13 protein-coding genes and 1 tRNA gene are annotated in these 16,137 nt (G+C 34.9%); 10 read left to right on the plus strand and 4 right to left on the minus strand.

All coding sequences use genetic code 11. From position 1 onward, the window contains the following. Positions 1-186: 186 nt before the first annotated feature. Positions 187-546: a response regulator gene (locus tag V7014_RS17865; RefSeq protein ID WP_335508845.1), complete on the plus strand. Its 360-nt coding sequence runs from the start codon at positions 187-189 to the stop codon at positions 544-546. 185 nt (positions 547-731) lie between these two features. Then, positions 732-1,217: a CcdC family protein gene (locus V7014_RS17870; RefSeq protein WP_335508868.1), complete on the plus strand. Its 486-nt coding sequence runs from the start codon at positions 732-734 to the stop codon at positions 1,215-1,217. Positions 1,218-1,463: 246 nt separating this feature from the next. On the opposite strand, the gene V7014_RS17875 is transcribed toward V7014_RS17870, so the two are convergent. After that, positions 1,464-1,557: transfer RNA gene (locus tag V7014_RS17875), tRNA-Sec, on the minus strand. A gap of 200 nt (positions 1,558-1,757) precedes the next feature. On the opposite strand from V7014_RS17875, the gene V7014_RS17880 reads away from it, so the two are divergent. From V7014_RS17880 to V7014_RS17890, 3 genes are all read left to right on the plus strand, one after another. Next, entirely contained in the window at positions 1,758-2,186 is a 429-nt protein-coding gene (locus V7014_RS17880; RefSeq protein WP_335508847.1) for a DUF2621 family protein, read from the plus strand. Positions 2,187-2,504: 318 nt separating this feature from the next. Next, positions 2,505-3,647, plus strand: coding sequence for an exonuclease SbcCD subunit D (locus tag V7014_RS17885; protein ID WP_335508849.1), 1,143 nt, complete (start codon positions 2,505-2,507; stop codon positions 3,645-3,647). Between the two features lies 1 nt (position 3,648). After that, entirely contained in the window at positions 3,649-6,765 is a 3,117-nt protein-coding gene (locus V7014_RS17890) for an AAA family ATPase (RefSeq protein ID WP_335508851.1), read from the plus strand. A 171-nt stretch (positions 6,766-6,936) separates the two neighbouring features. Here the strand turns inward: V7014_RS17890 and V7014_RS17895 are convergent, their stop codons facing one another. Then, on the minus strand, positions 6,937-7,260 hold the full coding sequence (locus V7014_RS17895; protein WP_335508853.1) for an Hsp20/alpha crystallin family protein: 324 nt from the start codon (positions 7,258-7,260) through the stop codon (positions 6,937-6,939). Between the two features lie 383 nt (positions 7,261-7,643). Here V7014_RS17895 and V7014_RS17900 point away from each other — a divergent pair, with 383 nt between their 5' ends. Next, the gene (locus tag V7014_RS17900) at positions 7,644-8,348 is read left to right on the plus strand and encodes a nucleotidyltransferase domain-containing protein (protein ID WP_335508855.1); all 705 of its coding nucleotides are present in this window, start codon (positions 7,644-7,646) and stop codon (positions 8,346-8,348) included. A 110-nt stretch (positions 8,349-8,458) separates the two neighbouring features. Here V7014_RS17900 and V7014_RS17905 read toward each other — a convergent pair whose 3' ends face one another. Beyond that, positions 8,459-8,602: a small acid-soluble spore protein P gene (locus tag V7014_RS17905; protein ID WP_335508857.1), complete on the minus strand. Its 144-nt coding sequence runs from the start codon at positions 8,600-8,602 to the stop codon at positions 8,459-8,461. Between the two features lie 117 nt (positions 8,603-8,719). Here V7014_RS17905 and V7014_RS17910 point away from each other — a divergent pair, with 117 nt between their 5' ends. Then, entirely contained in the window at positions 8,720-8,977 is a 258-nt protein-coding gene (locus V7014_RS17910; protein WP_335508858.1) for a hypothetical protein, read from the plus strand. A gap of 156 nt (positions 8,978-9,133) precedes the next feature. Then, complete coding sequence (locus V7014_RS17915; RefSeq protein WP_335508860.1) at positions 9,134-10,126, plus strand: zinc-binding dehydrogenase; 993 nt, start codon at positions 9,134-9,136, stop codon at positions 10,124-10,126. 84 nt (positions 10,127-10,210) lie between these two features. On the opposite strand, the gene sspO is transcribed toward V7014_RS17915, so the two are convergent. After that, complete coding sequence (gene sspO, locus V7014_RS17920) at positions 10,211-10,360, minus strand: small acid-soluble spore protein O (RefSeq protein WP_042348712.1); 150 nt, start codon at positions 10,358-10,360, stop codon at positions 10,211-10,213. A gap of 394 nt (positions 10,361-10,754) precedes the next feature. Here sspO and acnA point away from each other — a divergent pair, with 394 nt between their 5' ends. Both acnA and V7014_RS17930 read left to right on the plus strand, forming a co-directional pair. Beyond that, positions 10,755-13,481: an aconitate hydratase AcnA gene (gene acnA, locus V7014_RS17925; protein WP_335508863.1), complete on the plus strand. Its 2,727-nt coding sequence runs from the start codon at positions 10,755-10,757 to the stop codon at positions 13,479-13,481. Between the two features lie 203 nt (positions 13,482-13,684). Next, positions 13,685-16,048 (plus strand): penicillin acylase family protein, encoded by a 2,364-nt coding sequence (locus V7014_RS17930; RefSeq protein WP_335508866.1) that lies wholly within the window; start codon positions 13,685-13,687, stop codon positions 16,046-16,048. Positions 16,049-16,137 lie beyond the last annotated feature (89 nt).

The raw sequence follows: 16,137 nt of genomic DNA on the forward strand, positions 1-16,137 counted from the left end.
GGATTTTAACGTGTTTTTTCAATACAATCTAGAAAAAATGAAAAGTATATTTAATATATTTTTCAAATTTTTTCTAGATTAGAAGTTTTTTATAGTATACTAATTAGAAAGGCAACGTATAGTTGCACTGCGTTTTTAGTACATAACGATTTAATTACTCGTTGTTGATGGCAAGGAGGTCCAACATTGGCTAGAATTTTGATTGTAGATGATGCTAAGTTTATGCGACTAACTTTATCTAGCATCTTGGTAAAAGCTAATCATGAAATCGTCGGGGAAGGTGAGAATGGTCAACAAGCAGTTGAATTATATAAAAAACACCAACCTGATTTAGTTACAATGGATATAACAATGCCGGTAATGAGTGGACTGGAAGCTGTAAGAATTATAAAACAAGATTATCCAGATGCAAAAATTATCATGTGTTCAGCAATGGGGCAACAGAAAATGGTTGTAGAAGCCATTGAAGCTGGAGCAAAGGATTTCATTGTTAAACCATTTGATGAAATAAGAGTAAATGATGCAATCAATCGTATTTTAAGATAAAATAGGATTAACCTGTTCAGCTCGAACAGGTTTTTTGATTTTCACTATATAAATTGGTAATATAATAAGGCAAATTAACATGATGAAAATATTGTAAATAGTTATTCGTTTTTAGAGATTTTTTAGCTTATTTTGTTTACAATAAATGAAAATCGTTTTTGCAATCCCATGAAAAGGAATGATGTATTTTGATTTATATTTCAGCGGGAATAGCTGTATTAATGGCTATAGGTGTTTTATTCATAAGAATGAAAGCTTCTCTTAAACCTGTAAGTACTAAAAAAATTATACTACCGCCTATATTCATGAGTACTGGTGCTCTAATGTTTATTTTTCCTTTCTTTCGCGTAACTTCTTTAGAATTTTTTGAAGCATTATGTGTAGGGATGTTTTTTTCTATATTTTTAATTAAAACATCTACTTTTGAAATAAGAGATAATGATATATATTTAAAGCGTTCTAAAGCATTTGCATTTATATTAATTGCTCTAGTAATCATTCGTTTAGTAGGAAAACTTGTATTGAGTAGCTCTATTGATGTTGGAGAATTAAGCGGTATGTTTTGGATCCTTGCGTTTGGTATGATTGTACCTTGGCGTATAGCGATGTATATTCAATATAAGAAAGTACAGAATACAATGTTGAATAGTATGGTAGTTAAAGCACCTTAAGAGGGTGCTTTTTGTATGTGGGAATTTATCGATAAAGTTTTTAGTATCCAAATAATCTTCTACGTACAGGATTCAATGTGGATTTAATGGATTTGCTGTTAAATAAGTACTGATATGGGAGGGGGAGTCTACAAATCTTTTGTTACACTTTTCATTTTTCGCTATAAACGAAAAATACTGACCTCTAAATGGCGATATAGAGGTCAGTACTCTTTGGGAAATAATTTAATAACTTTTAGGATTAAATGGTGGGACTGTGTGGGAATCGAACCCACTAGAGACGACATGCGCCTCTCAGATGATTTTGAAGATCATAGGACACCACGTCCCTTCCAACCCCGTATGACAACGTTTTTAATTATACAAATAATGTCCACAGTTGACAATAAAATTTTTCTTATTTTCTTCACAAATTAAAAGAAAGAAAATTTATATCCTTATTATGTTAGATTTACCACTTTGAGGATAATTCTTGCTATAGGCTACGCTCCTTATTATAATAGTGTTGATATCGTACAAGGGGAACGGGAGGGTATATCGATGTTAAGTGGCTGGTTTTTATGGTTTATTTTAATATGGGTCGCATTGTTACTAGGTTCCTTTGCAATTGGTGGATTCTTCATGTTCAGAAAATTCTTGAAAAGAATGCCTAAACAAGACGGTCTATCTGACATGGATTGGGAAGAGTATTATGTGAAAGAATCGAGATCTTTATGGACACAGGATACTAGAGATTTATTGGATGATTTAGTTAGTCCAGTACCTGAATTGTTTCGTGATGTGGCAAGGCAAAAAATTGCTGGGAAAATTGGTGAGCTTGCATTAGAGGAGAAAGTAAAGCTCATTGATGAAGATTTAATTATAAGAGGATACATAATGGCAAGCCCTAAACGAGATCATAAATTTTTACGGAAAAAATTACTAGAAAATAAAATTGATATAAAAATCTATCAACATTTGTTTGATTAGAAACATGTTGAAGTTTTGATAGATATCATATGTATTATTACTTAATGAAACTGTCTCAATCGAATTTTTTGAGACAGTTTTTTCTTTTTGTCAAACTAATACTTTACGTTAGGTACTTATAGCTTTTGGAAAGTGAATAGCGCTTTCGAGAACAACTAGTTCTAGTATTCTCTCATGCTCTTCTAGTGAAACTTATCTTCCACATAAATTTGAATATTTCATTATTCAACCAAAATGGAATTTCTACGTTCCATCGCTTTTGATTCATAGCTATCTGTTATAATATTGTGTAGCAAGAACTAGAAATGAGGGATGAATTTGAAATTCATACATACAGCCGATTGGCATCTAGGAAAAATCGTTCATGGTATATACATGACAGAGAACCAAAGATATATACTTCAAGAATTTGTGAAAGTAGTAGAGGAAGAACAGCCAGATGCAGTTATTATCGCTGGGGATTTATACGATCGTTCTGTTCCCCCTACAGAAGCAGTTGAACTATTAGATGAAGTTTTCTTTCATATAAATATAACATTGAAAATACCACTTGTAGCTATAACTGGGAATCATGATAGCGCGGAACGCTTATCTTTTGGAACTTCATGGTATAAACATAGCGATCTTCATATTCATGGGAAAATAACAGAAGAAATTGAGCCGGTAACAATCAAAGGAGTTAATTTCTATTGTGTCCCTTATGTGGAACCAGGTGTAGTTAGACAATTATACAATGACGAATCGATACATTCGCATCAAGAGGCTATGACTGCAATTTTTGCTAAGATTGAAGAAAAGTTGAATAAAGATGAGCCAAATGTATTGGTTGGTCATTCTTTCGTTATTGGTGGTGAAACTACCGATTCTGAACGAACCCTTTCAGTTGGGGGATCAGGTTGTGTAGGAAGTGAATTATATACTCCATTTTCTTACACTGCATTAGGTCATCTGCATAGTCCAGATGCGATAAAACATCCAACTATTCACTATTCAGGTTCATTAATGAAATATTCGTTTTCTGAAGTGAACCAGAAGAAGTCCATCAATATTGTAGAAATGCAACCGGATGGCACTTTCAATTTAAGAAAGCGATCTTTAACTCCAAAACAAGATATGCGAGAATTGACCGGTTATTTTAATGATTTAATGAACTCGAATTTCTACAAACAACAAAACACGAATGACTTTTTAAAAATTACCTTATTGGATGAAGGTACAATTCTTGATCCTATTCATAAACTTCGACAAGTCTATCCTTACGTTCTTCATTTGGAACGTAAATGGGATTTAACAGATTTAAAAAATAAGCAAAGTTATACTGTAGCGAAGGATGAAAATAAATCCGAAATACAATTATTTGAAAGTTTCTATGAGCAAATGACTGAACGGAAATTTGATGAACAAAAGCATGAAATAATGAAACATATTATAGAGTCAGTGAAAAAAGAGGTGGAGAGGTAGTATGAGACCGTTACAACTAATACTACAAGCCTTTGGTCCCTATGCAGACAAAGAGGAAATTGATTTTACGAAACTAGGAAATCGAAATATGTTCGTAATTTCAGGAAAGACTGGAGCAGGAAAAACAACAATCTTTGATGGAATTAGTTTTGCAATTTATGGGAAAGCAAGTGGAGAAGAACGAAATGGGCCAGATTTAAGAAGTCATTTTGCTCATGCTGATCTGGCAACAGAAGTATCATTGAAGTTCAAATTGCGAGATAAAACGTATTATATTTGGCGTTCTCCAATGCAAGAGAGAAAGAAAAAATCCGGCGAAGGTTTTACGACTTCAAACGCGAAAGCGGAACTATATGAAATTTCAAAAGATGGCAAGGAGATTCTTGCAGCCAATGTTAGAGATGTTGATGAAAAAATTAAAGAAATCATCGGATTAGATGCGACGCAGTTTAAGCAAATATTAATGATTCCACAAGGTGATTTCAAGAAGTTACTTGTTTCTGAAAGTAAGGATAAAGAAGTGATTCTCCAAAAGCTGTTTCACACACAAATCTATAAAAGAATTGAAGAGAAGCTAAAAGAAGAAGCAAGTACAATTAAAAAAGAAGAAGAACTCATCCAAATGGAAATGAATACGCTCATTTCAAGCATTGAATGGAATCAAGAAGAAGACATAAAGAATGAATCGCCACAGCGAATTGTTGAGCTTCTTGAAGAAGAATTGAAGCAAGGTAGAGAAGAAACGGAAAAGCTTCAAAATGATTATAAGCTTAAAGAAGCATGGGAAAAAGCTTTGCAGAAAGAGATTTTCCAGGGTAAGGAGCTCCTAGCGAAATTTGAAGAAAAAAACAAATTAACATTAGATAAACAAAGATTAGAAGCTAATAAAGAAACAATCGCTGCCAAGAAAGAAGAATTACAAGCCGCAGAAAAAGCTAGTAATTTGGAGAAGCAAGAACATTCTTATTTACGCGTAGGAAAGCGATTAACGGAAACAAAAGAACATGTTAACTCTCTAAAGCAAGGTGCAGTTGTGCTTGAACAAAAGAAACAACAGTGTCAAGAAGAGTATACAACAGAAGCAAATAAAACAACTTTAAGAGAAAAAGCGGCCGCAAAAGTAGTTAGTCTACAAGCTTTGCAAAAAGATGTGCTTGCGTTCGCTAGTGTACAAAAAGAAGTAATAGATCATGAAAAGCAATGGAAAGAGAAACAAACGAGTCGTCTTTCCATGGAACAACAAGTAGAGCAAACGGAGCGACTTACTAAACAAATAGAAGAACGAATTACGGGAGCTCAAAAAGCAACGGTGCTTTACGGAGAAACATCCCATGAATATGAGAAGTTCGAAGGTACACTGCAGCTATTAAAGGAATTTAAGCATACACATGCTGAAATCCTACAAGTTGAGAAAGCTTGTAAGGAAAAGAAAATGGAATTAAGTGCTGTAGAAGAATTATTTCAACAGGAAAACAAATTATTAATGGGTATGGAAGAAGCTTTGTTACAATCTCATGCGCTAATTTTAGCAGCTGAATTACAGGAAGGACATCCTTGTTCAGTATGTGGATCTACATCTCATCCTAACCCAGCTACACATATGCAAGAATCTGGTGTTTCATCTCCAAAAGAGTATGAGAAGCAGAAAAACAAATGCTTGAAATTAGATAAACAAACACAAGTGTTGCAGCAAGAATTGTATCGTTTACAAGTACAACTTGAAAATCTTCAAACAAGTATCGAAAAGCAAGAAGATGTTTTACAATCTAAGCTATCGTTTTTTGAAAGAGATGATTTCCAAACAGTGTTACTACAAATTAATTTGCATTTGAAGAACACCTCAGAAACATTGTCTCAATTACAAAAGCAAAAAGAAGAATTACCACGATTAGAAACGCAATTGCAAGAAATAAAAAATCAAACTGTTCTTCTTCATGACAACATCAAAATGATAAAAGGTAAAGAAGATGATGTCAAAGAGCGTTATATTCAATTAAATGCGAAGTTAGCAGGAATGAAAGAAAGATTACCTGAAGAGATCCGTTCAGAGCATGCATTTGAGCAGTCATTAAATGAAGCAATCAAAAAAAGAAATGAACTTCAACGTCTTCTAGAAGAGAAACAATTAGCACTTCAACAAGTGTTAACGGAAGAAGCTAAATTAAAAAGTGCAATTGAAACGAACGAAAGCAGCATGAAATCATTACAAATCGAATTGGATGAAGAGCGAGATCGATTTAAACAAGAAATGAATAGTCAAGGTTTTGAGACGTACCAGTCTTACAAAGAGGCGAAGAAATCTGAAACTGAGATGTTGCAAATCCAAAATAGTATAGAAGCGTTTGAGAAGGATTTCCAACGTGTGGATAGTTTATTAACAAATTTAGAGTATGTGTTAAAAGGAATTGAAATGCCTGATATTGTCTCTCTAGAACAACAAGCACAGCATTTGGGAGAAGAAATGAAGGAAGTGCGTAAGAAAGTTACTGAGATGCAACTTCAAATTCAGCAAAATGAAAAAATTGTTAGTAAGCTTACAAGTAGTATTGCGAAGCAAGAAGAAGTGCAATTGAAATACGTTACAATTGGGCATCTAGCAGATATGGCTAAAGGACAAAACCCATTCCGAATAACATTTGAACGCTACGTTTTAGCAGCTTTCTTAGATGATATTCTACTAGAAGCTAATGAACGTTTAACCAAGATGACAAGTGGCCGCTATCAATTATTAAGAAAGGTCGATCCAACTCGACGAAACGTTCAAAGTGGTTTGGAATTAACCGTATTTGATCAATATACGGGTATGGAAAGACATGTAAAAACATTAAGTGGTGGTGAAAGCTTTAAGGCGTCACTTTCACTTGCATTAGGGCTAGCAGCAGTAGTTCAACAAAATGCGGGTGGAATTTCACTTGAAACAATGTTTATTGATGAAGGTTTTGGAACCCTTGATCCCGAATCATTAGATCAAGCAATTGAAGCATTACTAGAAATTCAAAGTACTGGTCGCTTAGTAGGAATTATTTCGCACGTGCCAGAATTGAAAGAGCGAATGGATGCACGTCTTGAAGTAATTGGTAGTCAAAGCGGTAGTACGACAAGGTTTGTATTATCATAAAATGTAAAGAAAAGAGGTTGACCAATTCTGGACAACCTTTTTATCTTTATATAGATCATAAAGATAAGGTGCACGATTGATGAAGAAGCATTAGACAATTGGTATGGCAGAGGGAACGTGAAAAACCCTGCCTTACATGCAAAAAGAGGCAGGTTTGAATGAATTATTTTATCATTTCTTAATGACAATTTGTAATAAACCATCTTGGATGGTGGATTGGATTGATTTATTATCTATTATTATAGGAAAACTTACTTTTCGCTCTTTATTGTTTTCAGGTTTCTGGAGAGTGATTGATAATTCGTTATTTTTACAAGATAGACAAATCTCTTCCGGTTGAAGTTTAGGTAGAAATGCTTCTACGATATAACAGTGGTAATATTCGTACTTATATAAGGGAAACATGATCTCATCTAAGAAGCTAGTAAAAGGGTCATCGCTGGATTTTTGAATCCAATTTTCAAAGTCATCAACTGAATAAAGGTCCTCGAACACACAAAATCTACCTCCTTATTTTTATGCTATGTTTTCCAACGAATTAGGTGATACTCTATATTAGGGATCTTTTAGTAAGCGAGAAGGAATTGGAGCGAAAAGCTAAGATTCTATGTGCTGTGATAAATCGAATATCTGAATGTACTGCTGCGGTTATCGATGTTATCATCAAAAGCTGTGTTAATTGTTTCGGAAAAGTATAATGCTGAACAATTAAAAAATAAACTGTGGTGAAATGGTAATCCAGCTTTGAGTTCGAGTTCAAGCAGAGGCATTATTATTTGATGTAAGGACAATTGAACAACAAGAAATTAATAGTTTTTATAGCTTTTTTACCTGAAATGTATGTATATATAAATATTGACCTTAAGGAGAATCAATAAATGGAGGACTTTATTAATTTTGATATCGTCAAATGGACAAATAGTCTGAAGAAAGAATTATTAATTGTGTTTTCAAATAGAATCCAGTTTATTGGATTGCAAGGTAGTTACCAACGTGGTGAAGCTACAACTGAAAGTGACATCGACATTGTAGTTGTTTTAGATCATTTGCATGTAGATGATTTAAAGTTATATAAAAAATTGATTTCAGACATGCCTTATCATCATAAAGCGTGTGGATTTATATGTGGAAAGAATGAGTTAATGGATTGGCCTCGCTATGACCTTTTTCAACTCTACCATGATACAAAACCATTGCATGGAAGTATGGTTGATTTAATACCTGAAATTAAGGACCATGATATTTTAGAAAGTGTTTTGATAGGTGCTGCAAACTTGTATCATGCGTCAACTCATAGTTATATTTATGGCAAAAACAATGTAAAATCTTTAAAAAAATTATTAAAAAATGCCTTCTTTATTCTACAAGCAAAGTTCAGATTAGAAACAGGAAAATATGTTAACAGTAAACATAAGCTATTGGATAAACTTAGCGGATTAGATAAAGAAATATTGAAACTGTTAATAAATATAAAAACGATAACAAATTTAAGTGATACTGAGATCGATCAGTCATATGAAAATCTAATGAATTGGTGTCAAAATATTCTAAATCAATATCAGATTAAGCAATCATTCAAGTAGCACTGCTGAAAGCAATGCTACTATCAGGTACTAAAGTATTGACTTACGTTTTTGTATTGCTAGTGAATGATTAAAGCAAATTTTGAAATGCAATTTATTTCATCTTTATATTACATGTCATGGTGAGCATGGTTCTTTTGGCGGCTGTGGTTGCGATTCTTCACTTTATGAGATCCACTTAAAGGAGCGGGCTGTCCAGATTGATCTCCTTTAGGAGCATTTTTTCTCATATCTTTACCATCATTTTTATTCATTGTAACGCCTCCTTCTCTTGTTTAAAATGTGCGAATAGCACAGCGTTTATTCCATGTATAAATTGTTTAATTTTGAGGAAAATAAGCTTGATTATACATTGAAGGAGATGTGTTAATATGCCTTATCATCAAAATCCACAGCAGGCGTTCCAGCAAGCAGAAGAAGGAACGAAAGATGTTATAGATGTTTTTGAGAATTTAGATTACGATGGAAGTGCTTATGGGCATCAGTTGAATCACTTAAAGCATGAAATCAATGAAGCCTATCAACAAATAGAAAATGCAATGGAAGTAGCAACTGATCATCAACGTATTCAATTACAAAAGTTTCAAACTGATTTGAAGGCTATTGTTGATGAGGTAAATAAGCATTAACATTTAGATGAAATTGTAGATTTTATAAAATCGATAGAATGACAGAGGTCTATTCCTCTGTCATTTTTGTTTTATACAAGCTAATTTTTATTGTATACTTTAGGTGTTTTCTAATTATTTCGAATGTATGGATAGTATTATATAGGAGTGATTTGGATGAAGGCGTTAGTACATAGTAATAAAGAAGGTTTTGCTGGATTATCGTTTCAAGAAATCGAAGAATTTCAACCAGGTCCAGGAGAGGTAAGAGTTCGGATTAAGGTAGCTGGATTGAATCATCGTGATTTATTTGTCTTGAACCGTCACAAGGCGACCGATGCACCGTTAATCATTGGTTCAGATGGTGCAGGGATAATTGATGCGGTAGGTGACGGAGTAGATGCTGATCAGATTGGTTCAGAAGTTATTATTAATCCAGGTCTAGGATGGGCAGAAAAAAGTGACGCTTCACCAGCTGGGTTTGAAATCATCGGTCTACCTTTTCATGGAACGTTTGCAGAACATATTGTTGTGCCTGTTGAGAATGTATACCGAAAACCAGCATTTTTAAGTTGGGAAGAAGCTGGTGTTTTATCTTTGGCGGCATTAACAGCTTATCGTGTACTATTTACTAGAGCAAATGTGAGACATAATATGAAGGTACTCATTCCTGGCATTGGAAGTGGCGTTGCAACATTTTTATTACAATTTGCAAAAGCAGTGGGAGCGACTGTTTATGTTACTTCACGTTCTGAAGAAAAGCGTCAAAAAGCAATTGAACTTGGTGCAGACTTTGCAATAGATAGCAACGGAGATTGGACAGAAGCATTAAATGGTGAAAAAATGGATGTAGTAATTGAATGTGTTGGTGCTGCAACGTTTAATAAATCATTACAGCAACTTAGACCAGGTGGATTAATTGCAACTTTTGGTGCATCTGCAGGGGATGAAGTCACCATTAATCTTCGCGATTTTTTCTATGGCCAATTGAATATGGTCGGATCAACTATGGGCAGTGCGGAAGAGTATAAGGAAATGTTAGATTTTATTGAAGAACATCAAATAAAACCAGTGCTTGATGGAATTTATTCGTTAGAGCATTTTGCAGATGCTTTTAAGCGTCTTGAAACAGCTGAGCAAATTGGTAAAATAGGATTTATGTTGGAGTAAACAATGAAGAAGGATGCTGAAGAGATATTCAGCATCCTTTTCGATTTCATAAGAGCTAAGTAGGTGCTTTCGCTTTTTATGGCATTATTGATTCTTTTTTCGTTTCTTATTATTCTGTCTTTGCATCGTTGTTAATGGCTCGTTTGATAATTCTTCATTATAACCTGCACCCATGCCTTGAGCTGAAGCTGCGTTTGCTCCGGGTCTGACATGATTCGCCTTTCTTTTACCCATTTATTAAACACCTCATCTTTCACAAAAAGATAATTGGTTACTCTCATATTATTTTTCGGAAATAGTATTATATGTATTCTTAATATGTTTTTTGTAATGTTGAATGTTGATTTAATCGGTGTAATTAAGAATCATTATCAATTATGGCGATTTACGATAAGTTTTACTTATATCATGCAATAACATTCTTGTTATTTACTTATATGAAAATTTTTTATACACTTAATTTGACAGAAAACTAAATCGGGGGAAGTTTTCAAATTTTTCGACATAATTGTTTTTTTCCTTTATAGTTAAGATGATAAGAGTTTGGCACTCTAAGTTGTGTCAGGCTGAGTCTTTATGAGTATTTTTACATTACATTATATAAAGGGAAAAAAGAGGGGGATTTGTAATGACAAAACAAGACACTTTTCAAGCACGCTCTTCTTTTGAAGCAAATGGTAAGAAGTATAACTATTATAGTTTAAGTGCTTTAGAAAAAGCAGGAATCGGGGCAGTATCTAAATTACCTTATTCAATTAAAGTACTTCTTGAATCAGTATTAAGACAAGAAGATGGACGCGTAATCACAAAAGAACATGTTGAAAATTTAGCTAAATGGGGAACAAAAGAACTTCAAAATATCGATGTTCCGTTCAAACCATCACGTGTAATTTTACAAGATTTCACTGGTGTACCAGCAGTGGTAGACCTTGCATCAATGAGAAAAGCAATGGCTGATTTAGGTGGAGACCCTGCTGAAATCAACCCATTAATCCCAGTTGATCTTGTTATCGACCACTCTGTACAAGTTGATAAAGCAGGATCAGCAGATTCATTAAAAGTGAACATGGATTATGAATTTGAACGTAACAACGAGCGTTACCAATTCTTAAGCTGGGCTCAAAAATCATTTAATAACTACCGTGCAGTTCCACCTGCAACTGGTATCGTACACCAAGTAAACTTAGAATACTTGGCAGCAGTTGTGCATGCAGTTGAAAATGAAGATGGTACTTTAGAAACATTCCCAGACTCATTAGTAGGTACTGACTCACATACTACAATGATTAATGGTATTGGTGTACTTGGATGGGGTGTTGGTGGTATCGAAGCAGAAGCAGGAATGCTAGGACAACCGTCATACTTCCCAGTTCCTGAAGTTATTGGTGTTAAACTTGTTGGTCAACTTCCAAGCGGTGCAACTGCTACTGACTTAGCTCTTAAAGTAACTCAAGTACTACGTGCTAAAGGTGTAGTTAACAAATTCGTTGAGTTCTTCGGACCAGGCGTAATTTCTCTACCTCTAGCAGACCGTGCAACAGTAGCTAACATGGCTCCTGAGTATGGTGCTACTTGTGGTTTCTTCCCAGTTGATGAAGAAGCTTTAGCATACATGCGTTTAACTGGTAGAAGCGAAGAACAAATCAAAGTTGTAGAAGAATATTGCAAAGCGAACGGACTATTCTTAACAGCAAATAGCGCAGATCCAATTTACACGGATGTAGTTGAAATTGATCTTTCAGCAATCGAAGCAAATCTTTCTGGTCCTAAACGTCCACAAGATTTAATTCCTTTATCACAAATGAAAGAACAATTCCATAATGCATTAAATGCACCAGCAGGTCCACATGGATTTGGTATTGATGCAGCAGATAAAGAAAAAGAAATCACAGTTCAATTAGCTGATGGATCTGAAGTACAAATGAAAACAGGTGCAATTGCAATCGCTGCAATTACAAGCTGTACAAATACTTCTAACCCTTACGTATTAGTAGGTGCTGGTTTAGTAGCTAAGAAAGCTGTTGAAAAAGGCTTAACAGTTCCAGCTTACGTAAAAACATCTTTGGCACCAGGTTCAAAAGTTGTTACAGGATACCTAGCTGATTCTGGTTTACAACCTTACTTAGATCAATTAGGATATCAAATCGTTGGTTACGGATGTACAACATGTATCGGAAACTCTGGACCATTAGCTGATGAGCTTGAAAAAGCAATCGCTGATTCAGATCTATTAGTAACTTCAGTACTTTCTGGTAACCGTAACTTCGAAGGACGTATCCACCCACTAGTTAAAGGTAACTATCTAGCTTCACCACCATTAGTAGTTGCTTACTCACTAGCTGGTACTGTTGATATCGATTTCGCTACTCAACCAATCGGTCAAGACAAAGATGGTAACGATGTAATGCTTGCAGATATTTGGCCAACAGCTGACGAAATCAAAGAAGTAGTAAATGCTACAGTAACACCTGCTCTATTCAATAAAGAATACAACACAGTTTTCACTAACAATGAGCGTTGGAACGAAATTAAAGTAGGTAACGACCCATTATACACTTGGGACGACGAGTCTACTTACATTGCAAACCCACCATTCTTCGAAGGCTTAAAAGCGGAAGCTGGTACAGTTGAACCACTTAACGAATTACGCGTAGTTGCTAAATTCGCTGATTCAGTAACAACTGACCACATTTCACCAGCTGGTTCAATCGGTCTTAAGACTCCAGCAGGTCTTTACTTACGTGAAAATGGCGTAGAACCAAGAGATTTCAACTCATATGGATCTCGTCGTGGACACCACGAAGTAATGATGAGAGGTACATTTGCAAACATCCGTATTCGTAACCAAGTAGCGCCTGGTACAGAAGGTGGTTACACTACTTACTGGCCAACTGGCGAAGTTACATCTATTTACGATGCATGCATGAAGTACAAACAAGACGGAACCGGCTTAGTAGTTCTTGCTGGTAAAGATTACGGAATGGGCTCTTCTCGTGACTGGGCTGCAAAAGGTACTAACCTTCTAGGCATTAAAACAGTTATCGCGGAAAGCTTCGAGCGTATTCACCGTTCAAACTTAGTATTAATGGGTGTTCTTCCATTACAATTTAAAGAAGGCGAAAGCGCAGATACTCTAGGATTGACTGGTACAGAAACAATTGCAGTTTCTGTTGATGAATCAGTTAAACCAAGAGATTATGTAAAAGTAACAGCTACTGCTGAAGATGGTTCTGTAAAAGAATTCGAAGTATTAGTTCGTTTCGATAGCGAAGTTGAAATTGATTACTACCGTCATGGCGGTATCTTACCAATGGTTCTTCGTGAAAAATTACATTCTGCTAAACAACAAGCTTAATCTTTTATAAATAAAAGTCTGCTTCAAAAGTGATGTTTCATTACTTTTTGAGGCAGGCTTTATTTATATTTATATGAAGTTCTACTCCATTTTTATTATTAATCTTAAACCTATACTTCCTCATTGAGATTTGATAAGAAAAAATTTACAATATATACATAAAAATAAAATATAGAATATTCAGAAAAAATGGAGGTGTTCAATTGGAAACGGTATTAGTGCAACGAAAATCAAAGCGTAATAGAAAAAAACTAATTCTTTGGATTAGTGGTTTGCTTATTTTCTTTATAATTGCGATTGCTATTGGTATCAATATCTATATGTCTCGTTCATTACCGCAAATTGAAGGGGAAATTAAGCTAGAAGCGTTGAAAGAACCAGTGAAAGTTGTACGGGATGAAGACGGCGTACCGCATATAACAGCAAAAAATGAACATGATTTGTATATAGCTCAAGGGTATATACAGGCTCAAGATCGACTATTTCAGATGGATTTAAGTCGAAGACAAGCTTCAGGAAGATTAAGTGAAGTGATTGGTGAATCTACTATTGATAAGGATAAATATTTCCGAACGCTTGGTTTAAGAAGGGCGGCGGAACAATCTTACGTACAATATTCTAGTGAAGCGAAAGAAATCTTAAAGCAGTTTGCACAAGGAGTTAATCTATATATCAATGAATTACGCGAAAATGGGCAATGGCCCATTGAATTTACCATTTTAGGATATAAACCGGAAGATTGGACGGAGATAGACTCATTAACGATTGGGAAATATATGGCATTTGACTTAGGGGGTAACTGGAATGATCAAGCATTCAGAGCATATTTGTTGCAAACGTTTTCAAAAGAAAAAGCCTATGACCTTTTCCCAGTTTATCCAAAAGATGCTCCTTACATAATTGATAAAGGAGATTTGGATATCGCTGCAAATTTTACTAGTGCCGCCATACCTCATGATTTAAATGGAAGTAATAACTGGGTAATAAGTGGAGCCAAGACGGAGAGTGGAAAGCCGTTACTGGCTAATGATCCTCATCTTTCTTTAGCAACACCTTCAATATGGTATCAAATGCATCTTGAAGCTCCTACACTTAATGTAGGTGGCGTAATCTTTGCTGGAATTCCTGGAATTATTCTGGGCAATAATGAGAAAATTGCTTGGGGAGTAACTAACACAGGACCAGATGTACAGGATTTGTATATCGAGAAAAGAAATCCAGCTAGTAAAAATGAATTTGCTTATAACAGTAAGTGGGAAACAGCCGAAGTTGTGAAAGAACCGATCAAAGTTAAAGATAAAGACACAATTGATTATGAAGTAACGATTACTAGACATGGCCCGATAGTGTCTGAATTCGTTGATAAATCAAAATCTGGAACGGTTTTATCGTTGCGTTGGACGGCGTTAGATCCAACGACAGAATTAGAAGCAATAATGAATATGAACAAAGCAAGTAATTGGGCAGAATTTGAAAAAGCCTTAGAAAAGTTTCAATCGCCAACACAAAATTTCGTGTTCGCTGATCAATCCGGCACAATTGCTTATAAAGCAAATGGTAATATCCCAATTCGCAAGAAAGGTGATGGATTACTACCAGTGCCAGGATGGACTGATGAATATGAATGGAATGGATATATTCCATATAATGAACTTCCAAGGGTTGTAAACCCAAAAGAAGGTTTTATTGCAACAGCAAATAATAAAGTCGTTTCAGATGAATATCCTTATTTAATTAGTAATCAATGGGCGCAGCATTATCGAGAGCAAAGAATTAAAGAAGTTTTAAGGTCAAAAGATAAGCTTACTGTAAATGATATGAAAGATTTGCAAATGGATATTGTTAACCTTCAAGCGAAGGAATTTGTACCACTGTTCATTAAAGAATTAAATGGGAGTAAAGAAAAAGAGATTCAACAAGCGATTCAAATTTTAAAAGATTGGAATTTTAAAGACGATAAAGAAGCTTCGGCTCCTCTGATTTTCAATATTTGGATTACGAAAATACCCCAAGCTCTTTTTGAAGATCAAATACCAGACGAAACGTTTGCGCTATTCACAGGTAGAAAACCAGTCATGGATCAAATCGTAAGAAATGCTTTAGCGGGTAATCCCGGACCGTGGATTAAAGAATATGGTGGAATAAATCGTTTATTAGTAGATACATTACAAATGGCGATAAAGGATATTAAAAACATGCAAGGCAGTGATGCGAAGGATTGGAAGTGGGGAGAATATCATCAAGTTTATTTTAATCACCCTTTATCAAGTGTTTCTCCACTACAATATGTATTTAACAGTAAAGGGGGATTACCGGCAGACGGAAGTGGAGTTACAGTTCAAGCGGCTGGCTTTAAGGAAGATGGCACAACAGATCATGGTGCCTCATGGCGTTTTGTCGCGGATTTGAATGATTTGTCAGTTACTGATCATTTAGTTGGCCCAGGGCAATCTGGACATTTGAAGAGTAAGTGGTATAGTGATCAATTAGAAAAATGGGTAGATGGAACATATCATCAAACAACAATCGAAAAGGCCAAAGGAAGTGTATTAACTTTAAAACCATAAAAAAAAGAACTAATTCGTAACGAATTAGTTCTTTTTTTATAAATATTACATTTTTTCAATAATTAATCATAAATGGATATATTTGATTG

This window comes from Bacillus sp. JJ722, assembly GCF_036963345.1.
Classification (GTDB): domain Bacteria; phylum Bacillota; class Bacilli; order Bacillales; family DSM-1321; genus Bacillus_AD.

Bases quoted from the DNA above. Each gene is read 5' to 3' on its own strand.
- V7014_RS17880 (WP_335508847.1), top strand. From the start codon at position 1,758: ATGTTAAGTGGCTGGTTTTTATGGTTTATTTTAATATGGGTCGCATTG.
- V7014_RS17890 (WP_335508851.1), top strand. From the start codon at position 3,649: ATGAGACCGTTACAACTAATACTACAAGCCTTTGGTCCCTATGCAGAC.
- V7014_RS17900 (WP_335508855.1), top strand. From the start codon at position 7,644: ATGGAGGACTTTATTAATTTTGATATCGTCAAATGGACAAATAGTCTG.
- V7014_RS17905 (WP_335508857.1), bottom strand. From the start codon at position 8,602: ATGAATAAAAATGATGGTAAAGATATGAGAAAAAATGCTCCTAAAGGA.
- V7014_RS17910 (WP_335508858.1), top strand. From the start codon at position 8,720: ATGCCTTATCATCAAAATCCACAGCAGGCGTTCCAGCAAGCAGAAGAA.
- V7014_RS17915 (WP_335508860.1), top strand. From the start codon at position 9,134: ATGAAGGCGTTAGTACATAGTAATAAAGAAGGTTTTGCTGGATTATCG.
- sspO (WP_042348712.1), bottom strand. From the start codon at position 10,360: ATGGGTAAAAGAAAGGCGAATCATGTCAGACCCGGAGCAAACGCAGCT.
- acnA (WP_335508863.1), top strand. From the start codon at position 10,755: ATGACAAAACAAGACACTTTTCAAGCACGCTCTTCTTTTGAAGCAAAT.